The organism is Mesorhizobium album, from assembly GCF_033977205.1.
Lineage (GTDB): Bacteria > Pseudomonadota > Alphaproteobacteria > Rhizobiales > Rhizobiaceae > Mesorhizobium > Mesorhizobium album.
The window spans coordinates 147,314-168,169 of record NZ_JAVIIW010000004.1 but is presented as its reverse complement, the minus strand read 5'-3'; the positions used below and the strand labels follow the sequence as shown (position 1 = coordinate 168,169).

Here is a 20,856-nt window from a genome sequence, read left to right as displayed (position 1 = left end):
CGGCTTCGCGAATCGGTCGCTCATACCGTTGCCCTATGCGGATGATTTTCCAAGGGTGCCGAAGTCACAAGAGTACATGCAGGCGCAGCAGGCCGAAACTGAGTTCGAGGTTTTCGCCGGTGCCCACCAACTCCCGCTTGAAGTCGATGTTTTTGCCTTCGCCCTCCCCAATAAGGCCGAGGAGGTCGTTCGCGGAGAGTTCCGCCAGTGGTCTGTTGAACAATGTCATACCTTGAACGCCCGCGCTGGAGTGGAGCTCGCGGTTCTTAAAAATCACAGTCTCCGACCTCAGAACGGCGGAATACGGTCTGCAATGTCTTTCAAGGCGACCCGGGCACCGAAAGCGCCCGGGTTAGTTTTCGTTCTGGCTGCCAGCCGAAGGTGAGCAGACTTCCTGTGTCGAATGAGCGATCTGCCTTGACGTTGAGCGAGATTCAGTGACGCGTCAGGCGACGAGGCGGCATCTAGAGCTCAACTGCACCCGCTGGTCGCACCGCACGTGTCGCACTTCTCGCAGGTGCCGTTCCGCACCATGGTGAAGTTGTGGCACTCGGAGCATTCGTTGCCGGTGTAGCCCTGGAGCAGCGACTGCTGGCGCCTTGTCGCGGCGAGCTTCTTCGCCTCGGCGGCCTCGTTGGCGGCGGCGTCGGTAAACAGCGCCTCGGCGCCGCCCGCGGCCTCGGCTTCCTGTTCCACCATCTCCTCGGCGAGTTCCCTGGCGCGCTCCTCATAGTCGCGCTTGTAGGCGATCGCCTCGTCGCTCGCCGGCTTCAGCGTCAGGACGTTGGAGCCGGAGAAGGCGGTGGGTGCTGCGCGGGCAGGGGTGGTGGTCCCGGAGGAACCAGAACCCCCGCCAAAACCCTTGGGGTCGGCGCCCATGCCGGTCACCAGCTTCACCGGCGAGGCGCCGCGATAGAGACCCTTGGAGAAGGGCGTCGCCTTGCCTTCGGTGATGCCGCGGCCGAGCGCGGTCTTGTCGAAGTCCGACTGGTCGACATGGGCGAGGTCGTGGCGACCGAGATAGGAGACCGCAAGCTCGCGGAACACATAGTCGAGGATCGACGTCGCGTTCTTGATCGCGTCGTTGCCCTGCACCATGCCGGCCGGCTCGAACTTGGTGAAGGTGAAGGCCTCGACATATTCCTCGAGCGGCACGCCGTATTGCAGGCCGAGCGAGATGGCGATGGCGAAGTTGTTCATCATCGCGCGGAAGGCGGCACCTTCCTTGTGCATGTCGATGAAGATCTCGCCGAGGCGCCCGTCATCGAACTCGCCGGTCCTGAGATAGACCTTGTGGCCGCCGACGACGGCCTTCTGCGTATAACCCTTGCGGCGGTTCGGCAGCTTCTCGCGGTCGCGGTAGAGACGTTCCACCACGCGCTCGACGATCTTTTCCGTTACCTGCACGGCGCGCTGCGCGGCGGGCGCTGCGATGAACTGCTCCACCGCCTCGTCCTCATCCTCGTCATCATCGGCAAGCAGCGAGGCATTGAGCGGCTGCGACAGCTTGGAGCCGTCGCGATAGAGCGCGTTGGCCTTCAGCGCCAGTTTCCACGACAGCATGTAGGCGTTCTTGGCGTCCTCGACCGTCGCCTCGTTCGGCATGTTGATGGTCTTGGAGATGGCGCCCGAGATGAAGGGCTGCGCCGCGGCCATCATCAGAATGTGGCTCTGGATCGATAGCGAGCGCTTGCCGATCTTGCCGCACGGGCTGGCGCAGTCGAACACCGGCAGATGCTCGGGCTTCAGGAAGGGCGCGCCTTCGAGCGTCATCGCACCGCAGACATGGATGTTGGCGGCGTCGATCTCCTTCCTGGTGAAGCCCAGCGCCGGCAGCATCTCGAAGGAGAAGTCGCTAAGCTGTTCGTCGGTGAAGCCGAGCGTTTCCTTCACCCAGTCGGCGCCGAGCGTCCACTGGTTGAACACGAACTTGATGTCGAAGGCCGACTTCAGCGCCGCATTTAGCGCCGCGATCTTCTCATCGGTGAAACCCTTGGCCTTCAGCGTCGAAGGGTTGATGCCCGGCGCCTGGTTGAGGTTGCCGTGGCCGACCGCATAGGCCTCGATCTCGGCGATCTGGCTTTCGGAATAGCCCAGAGTGCGCAGCGCTTCCGGCACTGCGCGGTTGATAATCTTGAAGTAGCCGCCGCCGGCGAGCTTCTTGAACTTCACCAGCGCGAAGTCGGGCTCGATGCCGGTGGTGTCGCAGTCCATGACAAGACCGATCGTGCCGGTCGGTGCGATCACCGTCGCCTGCGCGTTGCGGTAGCCGTGCTCCTCGCCGAGCTCGATGGCGCGGTCCCAGGCGGCGCGGGCATGCTCGGCCAGCGCCTGCTGCTTCAAGTCGGACGCGACCAGCGGCACCGGATTGACGGAGAGCTTCTCATAGCCATCCTTGTCTCCGTAGGCAGCGCGGCGATGGTTGCGCATGACGCGCAACATGTTCTGGGCGTTGCGGTCATAGTCCGGGAAGGCGCCGAGCTCGGAGGCCATTTCGGCCGAGGTCGAGTAGGCGACGCCGGTCATGATCGCGGTGAGCGCGGCGCAGATGGCGCGGCCCTCGTTGGAGTCATAGGGAATGCCCGAAGTCATCAACAGGCCGCCGATATTGGCGTAGCCGAGGCCGAGCGTGCGGTAGTCGTAGGAGAGCTTAGCGATCTCCTTCGACGGGAACTGCGCCATCATCACCGAGATTTCGAGCACGATGGTCCACAGCCGAACGGTGTGCTCGTAAGCGGCGATGTCGATCGTGCCGTCTGCCTTGCGGTAGGGCAGGAGGTTGATCGAGGCGAGGTTGCAGGCCGTGTCGTCGAGGAACATGTATTCCGAGCACGGATTGGAGGCACGGATCGCACCGGCCGAAGCGCAGGTGTGCCAGTCGTTCATCGTCGTGTTGAAATGCAGGCCGGGGTCGGCCGACGCCCAGGCGGCATAGCCGATCTTTTCCCACAGATCGCGCGCCTTCAGCGTCTTCACCACCTTGCCGTCCTTGCGGGCGGTGAGCTGCCAGTCGCCATCGGCTTCCACGGCGCGCAGGAAATTGTCCTTCAGCGACACCGAGTTGTTGGAGTTCTGGCCGGAGACCGTCAGATAAGCGTCCGAATCCCAGTCGGTGTCGTAGGTCTTGAACGACATCGAGGTGTAGCCCTGGCGGGCGAACTGGATGACGCGGTAGATGTAGTTCTCCGGCACCGAGTTCCGCTTGGCCGCCTTGATCTCGCGCTTCAGCGCGGTGTTGAGCGCCGGGTCGAAGCAGTCGTCACCATTGCCTTCGCAATTGACGCAGGCCTTCATGATCGCTTCGAGGTGCTTCTTGACGATCTTCGAGCCGGTCACCAGCGAGGCGACCTTCTGCTCCTCATTGACCTTCCAGTCGATGAATTCCTCGATATCGGGATGGTCGGCGTCGACGATGACCATCTTGGCGGCGCGGCGCGTCGTGCCGCCCGACTTGATGGCGCCGGCCGCGCGGTCACCGATCTTGAGGAAGCTCATCAGGCCGGACGAGCGGCCGCCGCCGGAAAGCTTTTCGCCTTCGCCGCGCAGCATGGAGAAGTTCGAGCCGGTTCCGGAACCGTATTTGAACAGGCGCGCCTCACGCACCCACAGGTCCATGATGCCGCCCTCGTTGACGAGGTCGTCCTGCACGCTCTGGATGAAGCAGGCATGCGGCTGCGGATGCTCGTAGGCCGACTTCGACTTGGTCAGCTTGCCGGTGAAGGGGTCGACATAGAAATGGCCCTGGCTCGGACCGTCGATACCATAGGCCCAGTGCAGGCCGGTGTTGAACCATTGCGGCGAGTTCGGCGCGACGCGCTGGGTGGCAAGCATATAGGCGAGCTCGTCGCGGAAGGCGCGTGCGTCCTCTTCCGACTTGAAGTAGCCGCCCTTCCAGCCCCAATAGGTCCAGGTGCCGGACAGCCGATCGAAGACCTGGCGGGCATCGGTTTCCGACCCATAGCGCTCCGCCTCGGGAAGTTTCGCAAGTTCGGCCTCGTCGGCAACCGAACGCCACAGGAAGGAGGGGACGTCGTTCTCCTCGACCTTCTTCAGGCGCGCCGGCACGCCGGCCTTGCGGAAATACTTTTGGGCCAGGATGTCGGCCGCGACCTGGCTGAACTGCGCCGGCACATCGATGTTGTCGAGGCGGAACACCACCGAGCCGTCGGGATTCTTGATCTCCGACAGGGCCTTGCGGAATTCGATCTCCGCATAGGCAGACTGCTCTGGCTTGGTGAAGCGACGCTCGATGCGCATTGGTCCGGTCCCTTTTGTCTATATGTAGCGCTTTTCCCCAGGGTTTTCTGCCCCACAGAGCGAAAAGCGCAGTCCGCCGTTTGCCGGCATTGCGAGCAGCGCCGGCACTCTCCTCGTCGCGTGTGCCGGCATGCAGACGACAATACGCCTTCCCAGGCGTTTGCACAGGCTGCAGACCGACCCGCGGGTCCCTAAAACTGAAACTTTGGTCGATTCCCTCGCTTGAGGGAGGTTCACACTATCTAGGGTCGAGCCTGCCTGCAAACACTAAATATAGTGTTAACAGATCATTTTTTCCAGACCGACAATTCTCCCTTTCGCCCACCCAAGCCCCAACAATCCCAACGCTTCCGCCGGCCTTCTAAACCGGCGGAAATGTGGGCAAAACGCACAAAATCCGGGAAAAAGACCGGCCTCTGAAACTCTCCGGTCACGCCCGCAACAGGAGCGCATGGCCTATAAAAAGCGACTCGTTTTGAACCGTCAAGGATTCGTTTTTGTAGGTTTTGTGACCCCAATATGTTGTGTGTCACATATGTGGATAACGGGGACAGAAAACCGCCCTGGAAAGCCTGGATTTGGTGGGCATCGCGGGCGGGTCGGCGAAGGGGCGCGACCGCGATGCCGAGCGCCTTTTCATTTTAGCTGGCTTGCACTATCTCTTGCCGTTGCGCGGGGGCGTGTCTTGTCAAGCCTAAAAGCATTCGCTACGCCGCGCTCATGACAGCTACCGTTCGCTTCGCCCCATCGCCGACCGGCCGTATCCACATCGGCAATGCGCGCACCGCTTTGTTCAACTGGCTGTTCGCCGTGAACAACAAGGGCCGCTTCATCCAGCGCTTCGACGACACCGACATTGCCCGCTCGACGCAGGAATTCGCCGATTCCATCCTGTACGACCTGCATTGGCTGGGCATTTTTCCGGATGCCACCGAATACCAGTCGCGACGCATCGATATCTACGACGCTGCGGTGGAACGGCTGAAGGCGGCGCGCGTGCTCTATGCCTGCTACGAGACGCCCGAGGAACTCGATCTGCGCCGTAAGGTGCGCCGCACGCGCGGCCTGCCGCCGGTCTATGGCCGCGAGGCGCTGACGCTCACGCCAGAGCAGGTGGCCGAATACGAGTCGGACGGGCGCCGGCCGCACTGGCGCTTCCTGTTGCCGAATTTCACCAGCGATCCGCTGCAGCCGGAGCGGACCGAGGTGCACTGGAACGACCTGGTGCGCGGCGAGGAGACGGTCGATCTTGCCTCACTGTCGGACCCGGTCCTGGTCCGCGAGGACGGCACCTATCTCTACACTTTGCCTTCCGTGGTCGACGACATCGAGATGGGTGTCACCCATGTGATCCGCGGCGACGATCATGTCACCAACACCGGCGTGCAGATCGCACTTTTGCAAGCGCTGGGAGCGGAACCGCCGATCTTCGGCCACCACAATCTCCTGACCACGGTGTCGGGCGAGGGGCTGTCGAAGCGCACCGGCGCGCTGTCGATCGAAAGCCTGCGCGAGGATGGCATCGAGCCGATGGCGGTTGCATCGCTCGCCGTGCTCGTCGGAACGTCGGAAAATGTCACGGCCGCGCACGATCTCAACGAGCTTGCCAGTCATTTCGACCCGGCCGCGACATCCAAGTCCGCCGCCAAGTTCGATCCGGATGAGCTCTTCGTGCTCAACCGCACCTTGATGCATCAAATGCCGTTCGAGGAGGCGCGCGACCGGCTGATTGTGCTCGGCATTTCCGGCGACAAGGCCGAGCCCTTCTGGCTCGCCGTGCGCGGCAATATCGACCGTTTGTCCGACGCGGTCGCCTGGTGGCGAATCTTAAGCGACGGGCCGCAGGAGCCGGCGGAGTTTTCCGGCGAGGATCGCGAATTCCTCCACCAGGCCTTCGACCTCCTGCCGGAAGAGCCGTGGAACGGCACCGTTTGGAAGGATTGGACGGGCAAGATCAAGGAAGCGACGGGGCGCAAGGGCAAGCCGCTGTTCATGCCGCTGAGGCTCGCGCTTACTGGGCGGACTTGGGGGCCGGAGCTTTCAGATCTATTGCCGCTGATGGGTCGGGAAGGAACGCTGGCCCGACGACCCTGACCTTGCGCTGTTCCGGCGGCAACGCCGAAACCGGCGACTCCTGGGCTTTGGTGGTCAGCCGCTTGATCGCCTCGCGATCGAGCCCTCCGTCGGCATTGGCGAGCGTTTCGGGATCGGCGCCGGGATCGGGCTTGGAAGCCGGCGTCGGAAGAAACGGCGTCGTCTCATTGTCCGGTCGCGACTGCTCCGGATTGGGCGGGTTGCCGGCGATGATCGAGAAACTGCCGGCTTGCGCGTTGCAGCCACAGGCCGGTGGTCGCGGGAGGCTGGCGTTCTTGTAAAGAAAAGCAGTCGGCAGTTCGCTATAGGGACGGCCGGTCGCAGACGAGATCATCGCGCCGGCGTCATCATCCATGCCGCGCGTGTAGAAGACCTGCATCTCGGTGCCCGGGCAGCTCGATTCGCAATTCTTCTGGTCGCGCTCGAAATCCCCAACAGAGGCGGCGTTCGACATCGGGAAGAAATAGCCGTCGCAGGTGCGCACGCAGACCGTGCGGAACTCGCCGCCCGGCTGCGGCAGGTCCATGCCGTCCGGCTGGTTGATGACGCGGCGGATGTTGCGCATGCTGGGATCGTCGGGCGGAAGCGCCTCAGGCGTGTCGAGCGTGTCGATCTCCTGGTCGCCGCGGCCGAAAAGCTGCTCGAACAGATTGCCGCCGCCATTGTTGCGGGAAGCCTCCTCGATCGGCGCGCGCCGCGGCGCGATCTCATTGCCGCGGCAGCCATTGGCGTCGAGCGCCGCGAGGATGCGGCTGCGGTCGCGCGGCGTGCCGCCGCCAACCAGCCGCTCGCGCTTGGCCTGCAATGCGTCGAGATTGGCGTTCATGCGTTGGATCGAGGCGTTGATCGCCGCGCATTCGCTGACATTGCGCGAGAACAGCGTGAAGCCGCAATTGGCATCGCTCGCCCGGCCGCGCGCCTTGGCCAATTGCTCGCGCTGGCGCGCGATCGCGTCGTCATATTTGCGGATCAGGCCCGGCCCGCCGCCACCGCCGCGAGCCGCGGCAAGCTCGGCCTCGAGCTGGCGGCACATGCGGGAAGCTGCCTGCGGCTCGGTCACGGCAACGGCCGACGCGGCGAGCGCTGTGAGCAGCGCCGCGAGATGCGTCAGCTTCAACCCTTTCATCCGCCTGAAACCCCGATTGACCGCGGCCGCAAGGCTACCGTGTTCGTGGTTAACTGTTCCCTAGTAAAGGCAGGTCGGGCCACACCGATGCCAGCAAAAGCATGACCATTCCAACAAACGCAACGTTCCAAACGAGCGAGCGGAGCAGAGGAACGCCGAAAGCATAGAGCGGAAGATAGACTAGCCTGGCTGAAAAATAGAGTCCGGCTCCCCACTTGCTGAGCACGGTCTCGTGACCGACCGCGTGGACAAGAAAAACCGCGGCGACGAACACCGGAAATGTCTCGACGAAGTTTCGCTGTGCCCGTTCCAGGCGCCCCGCCATCCCTGTGAGCGGAGGGACTTCGGTGTCTCGGGCGCTGGCCGTCCAGCGGTAACCCCGCTGGAAGCTCGCCGAATGCGAGGCGAGAACAATGTGGATGAAACAGAGAACGCAGCTCGCGGCGAGCATGGCTAGTTCGAAGCTCATTCAACCCTCGCACCTGCCCATTCGTCTTTCGAGTCTGAACGTCGAAAGGTGACGGTGTGGCCGCAATGGCCGCCATCAACTTACAATGAAGCGCCAGCGGTGTTTACAGCCAGAGCCGTCCTCAACTCAGATTGGCAATCGCCTGCGCCTTGTGCGCCGCTTCGACCACCGCCAGCGCGGTCATGTTGACCACGCCGCGCGAGGTCACCGACGGCGTCAGGATATGCGCGGGCTTGTCGGTGCCGAGCAGGATCGGCCCGACATGCAGCGCATCCATCATGGCGCCCAGCGCCGTCAGCGTGATGTTCGCCGAATCGAGGTTCGGGAATACCAGCAGATTGGCTTCGCCCTTCAGCCGCGAATGCGGATAGACGCGCTGGCGCAAATGTTCCGACAGCGCGGTATCGGCGTGCATCTCGCCGTCGCATTGCAGGTCGGGCGCGATGCGCGCCAGGATCGCCGCGGCTTGCCGCATTTTAAATGCGCTCGGCGCATCGCGCGAACCGAAATCCGAGAACGAGAGCAGGGCGGCCTTTGGTTCCATGCCGAAACGCCTGATCTCCTCGGCTGCCAGGACGGTCATCTCGGCGATCTCCTCGGCCGTCGGATCGATGGAGACATAGGTGTCGGTGAGGAAGATGATGCCACGTTGCGAAATCAGCATGGAGAGCGTTGACAGGTCACGGTCCTTGACGCCGGCGCGTGGACCGATGATCAGCGTGACATTGCGCAAATGCCGCTCGAAGCGACCTTCGAGCCCGCAGACCATCGCATCCGCATCGCCACGCTTCAGCGCGAGCGCCGCGATCACCGTATTGTTGGTGCGCACCATGGTGCGCGCGGCTTCCGTCGTGATACCGCGGCGGCCGGCGAGCTCGATCAAGAGGTCGACATAGTGGCGGTAGCGCGGATCATCTTCCGGGTTGATCAGGCCGAAATCGACGCCCGGCCGGATGCGCAGGCCGTAGCGTTTGAGCCGGACCTCGACGACATGCGGGCGGCCGATGAGGATCGGCTCGGCGATGCCTTCCTCCAGAACCACCTGCGCTGCACGCAGCACGCGCTCATCCTCGCCATCGGCATAGATGACGCGCTTGGCGCTGGAGGCCTTGGCCGAGGAGAATACCGGCTTCATCACCAGGCCGGAGCGGAAGACGAAGCGGTTGAGCTTGTCGATATAGGCGGAGAAATCGGCGATCGGCCGTGTGGCCACGCCGGTGTCGCAGGCCGCCTTCGCCACCGCTGGCGCGATGCGCAGGATGAGGCGGGGGTCGAAGGGCGAAGGGATCAGAAAATCCGGGCCGAAGACCGGCGTCTCGCCGGAATAGGCGCGCGCCGCGACATCGGAGGGCTCTTCGCGCGCGAGCGCGGCGATCGCCCGCACGGCGGCCATCTTCATCTCCTCGTTGATGGCGCTGGCGCCGCAATCGAGCGCGCCACGGAAGATGTAAGGAAAGCAGAGCACGTTGTTGACTTGATTGGGAAAATCCGAGCGCCCCGTGCAGATCATGGCGTCCGGGCGGGCGGCGCGCGCCACCTCCGGCATGATCTCCGGCGTCGGGTTGGCAAGCGCCAGGATCAGCGGCTTCGGCGCCATGTGCTGGAGCAATTCCGGCTTCAGCACGCCGGCGGCGGAGAGACCGAGGAAGACGTCGGCGCCCGGAATGACATCGGCCAGCGTGCGCGCTTCCGTATCCTTCACATAGGGGTCCTTCCAGCGATCCATCTCCTCGACGCGGCCTTTGTAGGCGACGCCGAAACGGTCCGTGACCCAGATGTTTTCGACCTTGGCGCCGAGCGAGACCAGGAGATTGAGGCAGGCGAGCGCCGCAGCACCCGCACCGGAGGTGACGATCTTGATGTCGGAGATCGACTTGCCAGCGAATTCCAGCCCGTTGAGCACGGCCGCGGCAACAATGATAGCCGTGCCGTGCTGGTCGTCATGGAAGACCGGAATGCCCATGCGGGCCTTCAGCCGCTCCTCGACCTCGAAGCATTCGGGCGCCTTGATGTCCTCGAGGTTGATGCCGCCGAAGGTCGGCTCGAGCGCGGCGACCGTCTCGACCATGCGCTCGATCTGCGGCGCGTCGATCTCGATGTCGAACACGTCGATGCCGGCAAACTTCTTGAACAGAACCGCCTTGCCTTCCATCACGGGCTTGGAAGCGAGCGGGCCGATATTGCCGAGACCGAGCACCGCCGACCCGTTGGAGACGACGCCGACAAGATTGGCGCGCGCCGTGTAATCGGCGGCGGTCGCAGGATCGTCGCGGATCTCGAGACAGGGCGCGGCGACGCCCGGCGAATAGGCAAGCGCGAGGTCGCGCTGGTTGCCGAGCGGCTTGGTCGCCTGGATCTCGAGCTTTCCCGGGGAGGGGTGCTTGTGGAAGAAGAGCGCGGCCTCGTCGAGGTCCGAACGGGCCGTTTTCTTGATCTCGCCGTCCATCGCGGCCCCTCCTGTGCTCCTGCTTTCGAGCCTTTTAGCATGCGGCGACGATTCTTCGCGACGCCAAATGTCGGCCTTGGCGTTCACAATGCCGAGGCGAAAATAATCAATCTATTTCAGCCTGTTGGCTCGGAAACTTCCGACGGATTGCCGACGCTCGTCAGAACGCGCTGACGTAGAGGCCGCCGTCGACCGGGATGTTCTGTCCAGTGAGATAGCCGGCATGGACCGAGCACAGGAAGGCGCAGATCTGGCCGAACTCCTCCGGCGTGCCGAGGCGTTTGGCCGGCACATCGGCGCTGATGCGGGCCTTGCGCGCGGCTGCAGTCGCAGGCTCCTCCGGGGTGCCGGCCTCGTGCGGGCCACGCAGCCGGTCGGTGTCGAGCTTGCCGGGCAAGAGGCTGTTGATGGTCACGTTGCGGTCGATCACGGTGCGTGCCACGCCGGCAAGGAAAGAGGTCAGGCCGGCGCGCGCGCCCGACGACAGGTCGAGCCCGGGGATCGGCACATAGACCGACAGCGAGGTGATGTTGACGATGCGGCCGAAGCCGCGCTTGGCCATGCCGTCGATCACCGCCTGGATCAGCTCGATCGGCGTCACCATGTTCTGCGTCACGCCTTCGAGGATTTTCGCGCGGTCGAGCTCGCGGAAGTCGCGCAGCGGCGGGCCGCCATTGTTGTTGACCAGGATATCGGGCTCCGGGCAGGCGGCCAGCATCGCCTTCTGCACCTCGGGCTTCGACACATCGCCGGCAACCTCGATCACCTTGACGCCAAACTTCTTGCGGATCTCCACAGCGGTCTTGGCGAGCAGCTCGGCGTTGCGGCCATTGACGACGAGGTCGACGCCGGCCTCAGCCAGCGCGACTGCGCAGCCGCGCCCTAGTCCCTTGCTCGAGGCGCAGACGATGGCCTTCTTTCCGCGAATGCCGAGATCCATGGCGATTTCTCCTTTTTCGAGGGCGGCAAGCTAGCGCTTGGACTGGACCAACCGCAACCGTCATACGGTTGTTGCATGAATCGAGGCATAGGCACGCGAAAGCAGAGGTGAAATCGCGATGTCAGGCCCAGAGCCCCGCACTTTCCGCACCATGTTCATTTCCGACCTGCATCTCGGCTCGAAGGCGGCCAAGGCCGATTTCCTGATCGATTTCCTGCGCTACCACGATGCCGATACCATCTATCTGGTCGGCGATATCGTCGACGGCTGGCGCCTGCGGCGCAGCTGGCATTGGCCGCAGAGCCATAACGACGTGGTGCAGAAATTGCTGCGCAAGGCGCGCAAGGGCGCTTCGATAACCTATATCGCCGGCAACCACGACGAGTTCGCCCGCCAGTTCCAGGGCGTGCATTTCGGCGGCATCGTCGTTGCCGATCGCGCCATCCACGAGACCGCCGACGGCAGGCGGCTGCTGGTCATCCATGGCGACCAGTTTGACACGGTGGTGCACAACCAGCGCTGGCTCGCCTATCTCGGCGACTATGCCTATGACGCGGCGATGCTGGTCAACCGCGTCGTGACCAAGCTGCGCCACCTGCTCGGCCTGCCTTACTGGTCGTTCTCTTCCTGGGCCAAGGTCAAGGTCAAGAAGGCGGTGAACTTCATCGGCTCGTTCCAGACGGTCCTCTCCGAGGAAGCGCGGCGCTCGCATGTCGACGGTGTGATCTGCGGCCACATCCACCATGCCGCGATCGAAAACTATGGCGACGTGCAGTACATCAACACGGGCGACTGGGTGGAAAGCTGCACAGCGGTGGTAGAACATTTCGACGGCAGGATGGAAATCTTGACCTGGGCGCATGTGCTGCCCGAATCTTCCGCGGGCAAGGATGTGCTGGTGCCCGTCGATATCGTCGATCTCAAAGGCAGGGCGGTAAAGGCTGCCTGAGCGCTTTCCCGCCTTCCTGGCTCAAGCGGCAACCGCGCTGCGATCGCGGCCATATTGGCGCGGCGAGGCGCCCATCACGCGCTTGAAAGCCGTGCTGAAAGCGCTTTCGGATTCGTAGCCGAGCGAGAGCGCGATGACCGAAGTGTGCTCGCTGGAATTGGCCAGCCTTTCGCCGGCAAGCAGCATCCGCCAACGAGTCAAATATTCCATCGCCGACGTTCCAACCATCTCCTTGAATTTGAGCGCGAAATTCGATCGCGACATGCCGGCGCGCTCGGCCAGTTCCTGCAAGGTCCAGCGATGCGCCGGGTCCTCGTGCATGGCACCGATCGCGGCGCCCATCTGCTTGTCGGCGAGCGCAAAAAGCCAGCCGACGCCGCCATTCGGTCCTTCCGCCATATGCAGGCGCAGTGCCTGGACCAGCATCATGTGGGAAAGGTGCTGCGCCACCAGGAAACCGCCAGGCTGACCTTCGCGGAGCTCCTGCATCATCCGTTCCACCGACCAGCGAAGTGCCGCTTTGTCCTCCTCCCTGCGGATATGGATGATCGGCGGCATCATCTTCAGCAGGATGTCGGCATGGCGGCCGCTCAGCACAAAACGGCTGCCGACCAAGAAGACGTCGCCGCCGCCATTGTAGGTGACGACGCCGCCGGCGCGGGCCGGGGGAAAAACCGTGTGCGCGCCGACGGGCTTCACCTCAAGGCCGCTTGCCAGACGGAACGGCCGGCCGCCGGGCAGCAGGAAGCAATCACCGGCGGTGAGATGCACCGGATCTGGAACGCCTTCCACGGCCAGCCAGCACTGCCCCGAGACAACCGCGTAGCATTTGATGCCGATGTTGCGGGGGAACTCGATAGCCCAGTCTCCGCCGGCATCGAAGCCGGCCGAGACATTGCTTTGCGGCTTCAGCAGCGACAGCACATCCGATAGTGGGTCCATGCGCGTTCCTGGACGATTGCAAAGATAATACGGACTTTGCAGCATAGATCGTCCTCCCTCAAGCGTTTATTTGATCGTCACGGGCCGCCAAGGCAGCGGCGCCCATCAAATCAAGCAAGGGAAAACTGCAATGCGTGTCTTCGTCACCGGAGCCACCGGCTTTGTCGGCTCGGCCACTGTCCAGGAACTCCTCAGCGCCGGCCACAAGGTGCTCGGCCTCGCCCGCTCGGATGCCGGCGCCGATGCTCTCGCCGCCGCAGGCGCCGAAGTGCTGAGGGGCAATCTGGAAGACCTGGACGGCCTTCGCCGCGGCGCGGCTCAGGCGGATGGCGTCATCCATACCGGCTTCAACCACGATTTCTCGCGGTTCAAGGAAAACTGCGAAACCGATCGGCGCGCCATCGAGGCGATGGGGCTGGAACTTGCCGGCTCCGACCGACCGCTGATCGTGACCTCCGGCATCGGGCTGGTTCAGCCCGGCCGGGTCGCGAGCGAAGATGTTCCGCCTGCCTCCAACCCAGCGATCCCACGCGTCTCGGAGCAGACGGCCTATGCCGCGGCCGAGAAGGGCGCGCGCGTGTCGATCATCCGCTTGCCGCCGTCGGTGCATGGAGTTGGCGATCACGGCTTCGTCCCGATCCTGATCGGCATCGCGCGCGAGAAGGGCGCCTCGGTCTACACCGGTGAGGGCCTCAACCGCTGGCCGGCAGTTCACCGGCTCGATGCCGCCAGGCTCTACAGGCTGGTGTTGGAGAAGGGCCGGGGCGGCGCCCGCTACCACGCCGTCGCCGAGGAGGGCGTGCCGTTCCGCGAGATCGCCGGCGTCATCGGCCGCAGACTCGGCGTGCCGGTGGTCAGCAAGAGCCCCGAAGAATCGGCCGCTCATTTCGGCTGGTTCGCGCATTTCGCCGCGATCGACAACGAAGCATCGAGCGCGCTGACCCGGCAGGAATTGGGTTGGGAGCCGACGCAGCCGCGACTGATCGAGGACGTTGACCAAGCGGCCTATTTCCAAGCCTGAGCCGCGACGATGGCGAGCCCGAGGCGCGGATGCGCCTCGGGCTCGAGATCCTTTGTCTTTCAACAGCTTTAGCCCGATCGATTGGTCCAGGCAGTTCCGCCCGGACCTGCCGCATGATAGGGATCGAAACGCGTTGCGGGCCATCGAATGCAGCGTAATTGGATCGATTCATGTCGCTGCCGCCGCTTTCGCCTGAGCAACTCGTCAAGCCTAGCCATTTCGAACTGCGCATGAGCCTGATCTTCGCGACATTGTTCGTGTCGCAGGGCACGCATCTGCCGTATTTTCCGCTCTGGCTGCAGGCGAAAGGTTTTCACGCCGAGCAGATCGCGGTCATCCTGGCCGCGCCGATGTTCCTGCGCGTCGTGACGACGCCGATGCTCACCGCGCTTGCCGACCGGGCGAAGGACCGCGCCAACGTCTATATCGCTCTGGTCGTGGCATCGATGATCATTTCGGCCGGCTACTTCCTGCCGGCCACCTACGCGATCGTGCTCGCCGTATCGCTTGCTTTGACGATCGTCTGGACGCCGCATTCGCCGATGGCCGATTCGCTGGCGCTGTCGGGCGTGCGCCGCTTCGGCTCGAACTACACCGCCATGCGCAAATGGGGCTCGATCTCCTATCTCTGCGCCAATGTGGTGGGCGGCTTGATCCTGGCCGTGACCGGAGCCAAGGCAGTGCCGGTGATCATCTTCGTGGCCATCGCCGCAGCACTCGTCGCTGCGCTGTTTGCGCCGCGCATGGGCAAGCCCCGCAAAGCTTCGCCGCTGTCGGCGACCGATATCCAGCATTCGGCGCCAGGCCTCTTCAATGCCTATTTCCTCTATTTCACGCTCGGCGTCGGCATCATCACCGCCAGCCATGCCTTCCTCTACGGTTTCGTGTCGATCTACTGGAAGTCGATCGGCATCAGCGATTCCGTCGTCGGTCTGCTGTGGGCCTGGGGCGTGGTGTCGGAAGTCTGCATATTCTTGTTCTTCAACCGCATTTTCGCCTCCGTCTCGGTCGTCAGGGTGATGATGATCGCCGGCCTCGGCGCGATCGTACGCTGGATCGCCTTTCCGCTGGTCTGGTCGCTTGGGCTGGGCGTCGTCGGCTTCTTCGGCGTCCAGACGCTGCATGCGGTGTCGGTGGCGATGGTGCTGATCGGCCTGCAGAAGATGATCGGCGAGACGGTCTCGGAAGAGCGCACCGGCGCCGCGCAAGGCATCGCCTATTTCTTCAACGGCTTCTTCATGGCCGCGGTGACGCTCGCTTCAGGCCCGCTATACGACCGCCTCGGCGTCGACGGTTTCCTGGCGATGATCCCAATCGCGATAATCGGCCTCGTGCTGATCGGGCTTGCGGCGCGCTCAGCCCCACAGCGCCCGGTCAGGGGGTGAGACCAGCGATCCCTGGTAGACGAGGCCGGGCTCGCGGTCGCGTGCAAGCAGCAGCGGGCCGTCGAGATCGACGAAATCGGCGCCTTGAGCCAAAAGCACCGCCGGCGCCATGGCGAGCGACGTACCCACCATGCACCCCACCATGATGCCGAAACCCAGTTCGCGTGCGCGTTCGCGAAGCGCGAGCGCTTCCGTCAGGCCGCCCGTTTTGTCGAGCTTGATGTTGACGGCATCATAGAGGCCGACCAGCGAATCGAGATCCTTCGCCTCGTGCACGCTTTCGTCGGCGCAGATCGGCACCGGATGCGCGATTTCGCGCAGGATGCCGTCGCGACCGGCGGGAAGTGGCTGCTCGATGAGCGCGATGCCGTGCTCGGCAGCGAAGGCGAGGTTGGCTTCAATGTTGTCGTCGGTCCAACCCTCGTTGGCGTCGAGGATGATGCGGCTTTGCGGAGCGGCTTCCGTCACCGCGCGAATCCTCGCCATGTCGTTTTCGCCGCCGATCTTGACCTTGAGCAGCGGCCGCGAGGCGTTGGCGCGAGCCTGCGCCGCCATCGCTTCAGGCTCGCCGAGCGAGAGCGTGTAGGCGGTTTCCAGCGCCTTTGGCGAAACGATGCCAATTGCATCCGCTACTGGTCTGCCGGCGAGCTTTGCTTCGAGATCCCAGAGCGCGCAGTCGATCGCGTTGCGTGCCGCGCCGCCCGGCATCGCGGCAAGCAAGGCGGTGCGATCGATCCCGTTGGCGATTCGCTCGCGCATAGCCTCGATCGCGGCGCGCGCACCATCCGTGGTCTCGCCATAGCGCTTGTAGGGAACGCACTCGCCGCGCCCGACATGACCGTTATCACCAATGGTCACGGTGATGACTTCGGCCTCGGTTTTCGAGCCGCGCGAGATGGTGAAGGTGCCGGCTATCGGAAATCGCTCCGCCTCGACCGAAATGACACGCGCCATATTTTTCTTCTCCAGCTGTGCGACACCGGTCTGCCGGCAAATCGACACGCCAGTCCCGTCACGCTAAACAGGACGCCATGTTGACCATCCGCAAACGCGACGCAAGCCGCACGCCCGCCGGTGATGCCAATCACCAGCCGCGCATCGACGTGGGCGAAGAAGGCGGCGTGCTCGGCTGTGTTTTCTCGGGCGTCTGGACAACGCGCACCGTGGCGTCGGTCGATGCCGAGATGCGCAAGATAGAGAAGCGCAACAATGCGAAAAGGCTGGAGCTCGATCTTTCCCGCATCGAGAAGATGGACACGGCCGGTGCCTGGGTGATCGATCGCCTGGCGAGCGCCTTCGAGAAGAAGGGCGTCGAGGTCCATGTACAGGGGCGGAGCGAGATCGCATCGATCCTGCTCGGCGCCGTCGGCGGCGCGGTGCGGCGCGAGCCCGAAAAGGGGCCGGCCGGGCCGCCCAACATCATCCTGCGCGCGCTGGAGCTGGTCGGCCGCCGCGTCTACGAGATGCGCGACGATTTTCTTTCGTCGATGAACATCCTCGGCGCGACCATCCGCGGCGCCCAGATGAAGCTTGGCCGCGGCCATGCCGTTAATCCGGCGGCGATTTTCAACCAGATCGACCGAATGGGCGTCGGCGCCATCCCTGTGGTGGTGCTGATGTCGGCCATCGTCGGCGCGATCGTTGCCCAGCAGGGCGCCTACCAGCTCAGCTATTTCGGCGCCGACATCTTCGTCGTCGACCTCGTCGGCGTGCTGATCCTGCGCGAGCTCGGCGTGCTTATGACGGCGATCATGCTTGCCGGCCGCTCAGGCAGCGCCATCACCGCCGAGATCGGCTCGATGAAGATGCGCGAGGAGGTCGATGCGCTCAAGGTGATCGGTCTCAACCCGATCGGCGTGCTGGTGTTTCCGCGCCTCGTCGCCCTGGTGATCGCGCTGCCATGCCTGACGATCATCGCCAATTTCGCGGCGCTTGGCGGCGGCATTGTCGCCGCCTACCTCTATTCCGACATCGCGCCGGCCGCATTCATTGACCGGTTGCGGGTCGCCATCGACCTCAGCACCATCTTTGCCGGGCTGATCAAGGCGCCTTTCATGGCGCTGATCATCGGCATCATTGCTTCCGTCGAAGGCATGAAGGTCGGCGGCAGCGCCGAATCGCTCGGCCTGCATGTGACCGCCTCGGTGGTGAAGTCGATCTTCGTCGTCATCATCCTCGACGGACTTTTCGCCATGTTCTACGCAGCGATCGGGTTCTGAGATGGCGAACGGCAACGGAGCCAGAACAGAGGAGGGCGAGAGCGAGATCGTGCTGTCGGTGCGCGACGTCACCGTCGCCATCGAGGACAAGGTGATCCTCGACAAGCTTTCCCTCGACATCAAGCGCGGCGAAATCCTGGGCTTTGTCGGCGCTTCGGGCGCCGGCAAATCCGTTCTGTTGCGCACCATCCTCGGTTTGATGCCCAAGCAATCGGGAACGATCAGGCTGTTCGGCGTCGATGTCGATCAAGCGAGCGAGGCCGAGCGCCTGCGCATCGACATGCGGCTCGGCGTCCTCTTCCAGCATGGCGCGCTGTTCTCGGCGCTGACGGTGCTCGAAAACGTGCAGGTGCCGATGCGCGAATATCTCGATCTGCCGAAGAAGCTGATGGACGAGCTCGCCATGCTCAAGGTCGAGCTGGTCGGTCTCCCGCCGGATGCGGCGCAGAAATTCCCGTCCGAGCTTTCCGGCGGCATGATCAAGCGCGCCGCACTTGCGCGCGCGCTGGCGCTCGATCCGGACATCGTCTTTCTCGACGAGCCGACCTCGGGCCTCGATCCGATCAGCGCGGCCGAATTCGACGAGCTGGTCGTCAAGCTGCGCGATACCATGGATTTGACGGTCTACATGGTCACGCACGACCTCGACACGCTGTTCACCGCCTGCGACCACGTGGCGGTGCTCGGCAAGAAGCGGGTGCTGGTCGAAGGCACGATCGACGACATGCTGAAGAGCGAGGAGCCGTGGGTCAAATCCTATTTCCGCGGAAAACGCGCCCGGCAACTTGATCTTGCCGCGCGCGCATAGCCATAAGTGAGGCAATGGAAACCAGGGCCAACTACATCATTGTCGGCATCTTCACGCTGGTCGCGATCCTGGCGGCCTTCGCCTTCGTCTATTGGACCGCCGCTGTTGGCGAAAGGGGCGAGACGGCGGTCTTGCGCGTCCGCATCCCCGGCTCGGCTTCCGGCCTCGGCCGCGGCAGCTTCGTGCTGTTCAACGGCGTCAGGGTGGGCGAGGTCAAGCGGGTCTATATCGATTTCGACAATCCGACGGTCGCCATTGCCGACACCGAGATCGATCGCATGACGCCGATCACCAAGTCGACGCAGGCCGATATCGGGCTCACCGGCCTCAGCGGCCAGGCCAATATCGAGCTCAGAGGCGCCGATCCCAAGGAAGCCAAGCTGCTCGATCTGGCGGAAAAGGAAGGCAAGATCGCCGAAATCACGGCCAATCCGTCGGCCGTGACCAATCTGTTGCAAACGGCGCAGAACATCTTCACCCGCGCCGACAAGGTGCTCTCCGAGCTCGAAGGCTTCACCAAGGACGTTCGTGGGCCGCTGACGCAGACGGTCAAGAACGTCGAGACCTTCTCCGACGCGCTGGCCAGGAATTCGGACGGCATCGACAAGTTCCTGTCTGCCGTGAGCTCGCTTTCGGATCAGCTGAAGGCCGTCTCGGGGCGGCTGGACAGCACGCTCAAGGCGGCGGAAGGCCTGATCAACTCGGTCGACAAGGACCAGATCAAGAGCATCGTCGCCAATGTCAATACGGTCACCGCGAACCTGAAGGAAACCTCGAAGCAGTTCGACACGACCATCGACAACGTCAACACCGCGGTCGGCTCGATCAACGATTTCGCCAAACAGACGCAAGGCACGCTTGCCAAGGTCAACGGCGTGCTCGACGGCATCGACCCGAACGACGTCCGCACCGCGCTCGCCAACATCCAGAAGGCGAGCGACAGCGCCAACAAGGCGGCATCCGACATCGCCAAGGTCACGGACAAGCTCGCCAATCGCTCCGACGACATCAACGATACGATCAAGAATGCCCGCCAGCTCGCGCAGCGTCTCAACGACGCCTCGGTGCGCGTCGACGGCATCCTCGAAAAGGTCGACAAGCTTCTCGGATCCGGCGAAGCCAACGGCGTGATGGCCGATGCCAGGGCGACACTGAGATCCTTCAAGCAGGTTGCCGACACGCTGAACGCCCGCCTCGGCACCATCGTCGACAATCTGTCGCGCTTCTCCGGCTCTGGCCTGCAGAATGTGGAAGCGCTGGTGCAGGAAAGCCGGCGCTCGATCAACCGCATCGAGGAAGCCGTGACCGATCTCAGCCGCAATCCGCAGCGGATCCTGACAGGCGGCGAGGGAGAGGTTCGTCAGTTCAACGGCAGGGCGCGGCGTTGACTTCGGCCGCCGCGAACGCCAAGAACGTGAATTGCAGCTGCAAGTTGATCGTAAGGTCCGGGGACAACGGGGATCGCGCGTGAAGTCGGTGAGAGGGTTGAAGTCGGTTGCGGCCGCGGCGCTCGTGTTCACGCTCGCCGGCTGCGCGGCACTGGGAGGCAAGCCGGCGCCTCTCGACACGTTCGAGCTTTCGGCTCCGTCGGTCGAAATGCACGCCCACAGCCGCCGCCAGATCCTGATCGCCCAGCCTTCGGCGCTCAAGGCGCTGGACAGCCAGAACATCGTCATTAGGCCGTCGGACCAATCGATCCAGTTCCTCAAGGGTGCGCAATGGGCGGACCGCCTGCCGCTCATCGTTCAGGCCAGGCTCGCCGAGACCTTCCAGCGCTCCGGCAGCTTTGCCGGCGTCGGCAAGCCGGGCGAGGGGCTGGCGATCGACTACCAGATCATCGTCGAGGTCCGCTCCTTCGAAGTCCGCGTCAATGGCGGCGAGCATGCCGAAATCGACCTCTTCGTGCGCATCCTCAACGACCGCAACGGCGAGGTGCGCGCCTCGAAGAGTTTTACCGCGAGTGCGCCGGTCTCGGGTGCTGGCAACGCTGCCTATGTCGGCGCGCTGGACAGCGCCTTCGGCCAGGCGGCGAAGGACATCGTCCGCTGGACGGATTCGGTGATCTGAAAAGGTTCCATCCTGTCGCCGAGGCCGTTGCCGTTAGGTGACAACCATGAAGCGTCGGCCGACGACATCCATCGCAGCCCGTGTCGCAAGCATGCTGTTCGGACAAACCAAAAAGGCGGGAGCTTGTCCCGCC

16 protein-coding genes are annotated in these 20,856 nt (G+C 63.7%); 8 read left to right on the top strand and 8 right to left on the bottom strand.

Going from position 1 to position 20,856, the window contains the following annotated elements:
- Window positions 1-64: 64 nt before the first annotated feature.
- Together RFN28_RS05285 and RFN28_RS05280 are read right to left on the bottom strand one after the other, a co-directional pair.
- On the bottom strand, window positions 65-229 hold the full coding sequence (locus tag RFN28_RS05285; RefSeq protein WP_320286317.1) for a hypothetical protein: 165 nt from the start codon (window positions 227-229) through the stop codon (window positions 65-67).
- A gap of 242 nt (window positions 230-471) precedes the next feature.
- On the bottom strand, window positions 472-4,257 hold the full coding sequence (locus RFN28_RS05280) for a vitamin B12-dependent ribonucleotide reductase (protein ID WP_320286316.1): 3,786 nt from the start codon (window positions 4,255-4,257) through the stop codon (window positions 472-474).
- Between the two features lie 720 nt (window positions 4,258-4,977).
- Here RFN28_RS05280 and gltX point away from each other — a divergent pair.
- Window positions 4,978-6,351 carry a glutamate--tRNA ligase gene (gene gltX, locus RFN28_RS05275; protein ID WP_320286315.1) on the top strand — a complete coding sequence of 458 codons (1,374 nt, stop codon included), beginning with the start codon at window positions 4,978-4,980 and terminating at the stop codon, window positions 6,349-6,351.
- Here gltX and RFN28_RS05270 read toward each other — a convergent pair.
- The 4 genes from RFN28_RS05270 to RFN28_RS05255 all read right to left on the bottom strand — a co-directional run bounded on the left by RFN28_RS05270 (window position 6,269) and on the right by RFN28_RS05255 (window position 11,332).
- Window positions 6,269-7,477, bottom strand: a complete 1,209-nt coding sequence (locus RFN28_RS05270; protein ID WP_320286314.1) for a DUF2865 domain-containing protein — start codon at window positions 7,475-7,477, stop codon at window positions 6,269-6,271. The two genes, gltX and RFN28_RS05270, sit on opposite strands and share 83 nt — an antisense overlap.
- A 49-nt stretch (window positions 7,478-7,526) precedes the next feature.
- Window positions 7,527-7,946 carry an MAPEG family protein gene (locus RFN28_RS05265; protein WP_320286313.1) on the bottom strand — a complete coding sequence of 140 codons (420 nt, stop codon included), beginning with the start codon at window positions 7,944-7,946 and terminating at the stop codon, window positions 7,527-7,529.
- Window positions 7,947-8,067: 121 nt separating this feature from the next.
- Window positions 8,068-10,392, bottom strand: a complete 2,325-nt coding sequence (locus tag RFN28_RS05260) for an NADP-dependent malic enzyme (protein WP_320286312.1) — start codon at window positions 10,390-10,392, stop codon at window positions 8,068-8,070.
- A 160-nt stretch (window positions 10,393-10,552) separates the two neighbouring features.
- Window positions 10,553-11,332 (bottom strand): SDR family oxidoreductase, encoded by a 780-nt coding sequence (locus tag RFN28_RS05255; RefSeq protein WP_320286311.1) that lies wholly within the window; start codon window positions 11,330-11,332, stop codon window positions 10,553-10,555.
- Window positions 11,333-11,450: 118 nt separating this feature from the next.
- On the opposite strand from RFN28_RS05255, the gene RFN28_RS05250 reads away from it, so the two are divergent.
- Window positions 11,451-12,281: a UDP-2,3-diacylglucosamine diphosphatase gene (locus RFN28_RS05250; RefSeq protein WP_320286310.1), complete on the top strand. Its 831-nt coding sequence runs from the start codon at window positions 11,451-11,453 to the stop codon at window positions 12,279-12,281.
- A 21-nt stretch (window positions 12,282-12,302) separates the two neighbouring features.
- Here RFN28_RS05250 and RFN28_RS05245 read toward each other — a convergent pair whose 3' ends face one another.
- Window positions 12,303-13,223 (bottom strand): AraC family transcriptional regulator, encoded by a 921-nt coding sequence (locus tag RFN28_RS05245; RefSeq protein WP_320286309.1) that lies wholly within the window; start codon window positions 13,221-13,223, stop codon window positions 12,303-12,305.
- A 130-nt stretch (window positions 13,224-13,353) separates the two neighbouring features.
- On the opposite strand from RFN28_RS05245, the gene RFN28_RS05240 reads away from it, so the two are divergent.
- Together RFN28_RS05240 and RFN28_RS05235 are read left to right on the top strand one after the other, a co-directional pair.
- Window positions 13,354-14,244 carry an SDR family oxidoreductase gene (locus tag RFN28_RS05240; protein ID WP_320286308.1) on the top strand — a complete coding sequence of 297 codons (891 nt, stop codon included), beginning with the start codon at window positions 13,354-13,356 and terminating at the stop codon, window positions 14,242-14,244.
- 170 nt (window positions 14,245-14,414) lie between these two features.
- Window positions 14,415-15,629 carry an MFS transporter gene (locus RFN28_RS05235; protein WP_320286307.1) on the top strand — a complete coding sequence of 405 codons (1,215 nt, stop codon included), beginning with the start codon at window positions 14,415-14,417 and terminating at the stop codon, window positions 15,627-15,629.
- Here RFN28_RS05235 and dgcA read toward each other — a convergent pair.
- A complete protein-coding gene (gene dgcA, locus RFN28_RS05230) occupies window positions 15,600-16,583 on the bottom strand; it encodes an N-acetyl-D-Glu racemase DgcA (RefSeq protein WP_320286306.1) in 984 nt (327 codons plus the stop codon). The two genes, RFN28_RS05235 and dgcA, sit on opposite strands and share 30 nt — an antisense overlap.
- 77 nt (window positions 16,584-16,660) lie before the next feature.
- On the opposite strand from dgcA, the gene RFN28_RS05225 reads away from it, so the two are divergent.
- The 4 genes from RFN28_RS05225 (at window position 16,661) to RFN28_RS05210 (ending at window position 20,723) form a co-directional block, all read left to right on the top strand.
- Window positions 16,661-17,848 carry an ABC transporter permease gene (locus RFN28_RS05225; protein ID WP_320286305.1) on the top strand — a complete coding sequence of 396 codons (1,188 nt, stop codon included), beginning with the start codon at window positions 16,661-16,663 and terminating at the stop codon, window positions 17,846-17,848.
- 1 nt (window position 17,849) lies between these two features.
- Window positions 17,850-18,656 carry an ABC transporter ATP-binding protein gene (locus RFN28_RS05220; RefSeq protein ID WP_320286304.1) on the top strand — a complete coding sequence of 269 codons (807 nt, stop codon included), beginning with the start codon at window positions 17,850-17,852 and terminating at the stop codon, window positions 18,654-18,656.
- 14 nt (window positions 18,657-18,670) lie between these two features.
- A complete protein-coding gene (locus RFN28_RS05215) occupies window positions 18,671-20,044 on the top strand; it encodes an MlaD family protein (protein ID WP_320286303.1) in 1,374 nt (457 codons plus the stop codon).
- A 79-nt stretch (window positions 20,045-20,123) separates the two neighbouring features.
- Complete coding sequence (locus RFN28_RS05210; protein ID WP_430677288.1) at window positions 20,124-20,723, top strand: ABC-type transport auxiliary lipoprotein family protein; 600 nt, start codon at window positions 20,124-20,126, stop codon at window positions 20,721-20,723.
- The last annotated feature ends 133 nt before the right edge of the window (window positions 20,724-20,856 follow it).